Source organism: Candidatus Kosakonia sp. 282A-S69, assembly GCF_029433855.1.
GTDB classification, from domain to species: domain Bacteria; phylum Pseudomonadota; class Gammaproteobacteria; order Enterobacterales; family Enterobacteriaceae; genus Kosakonia; species Kosakonia cowanii_A.
The window spans coordinates 212,106-212,336 of record NZ_JAROAU010000005.1 but is presented as its reverse complement, the minus strand read 5'-3'; the positions used below and the strand labels follow the sequence as shown (position 1 = coordinate 212,336).

The 231-nt window shown below is 57.6% G+C and carries 1 protein-coding gene; it reads right to left on the bottom strand.

The genetic code is table 11. From position 1 onward, the window contains the following. Positions 1-231: HesA/MoeB/ThiF family protein (locus tag PU683_RS22015; RefSeq protein WP_277174653.1), on the bottom strand; the 231-nt coding region annotated here is incomplete at both ends.

The following is a 231-nucleotide window of genomic DNA, read 5'->3' as shown; positions in this document are numbered from 1 at the left end:
GCACTCAGGGTTAAGTGCCTGCATGCTCGCTTTTGCTGAACGTGCCTTGTTGGTGCCGATATTCGCCTGCTGGTGAGCAATCTGGCGCTGCAGGTTTGACAACTCTACCGTGTCAGCGTCGGCAATAGTGATTTTGCCCACGCCAGCGGCCGCTAAGTAAAGCGCCACGGGAGACCCAAGCCCACCTGCACCGACAATCAGAGCATGAGCATTTCTCAAGCGCTCCTGCCC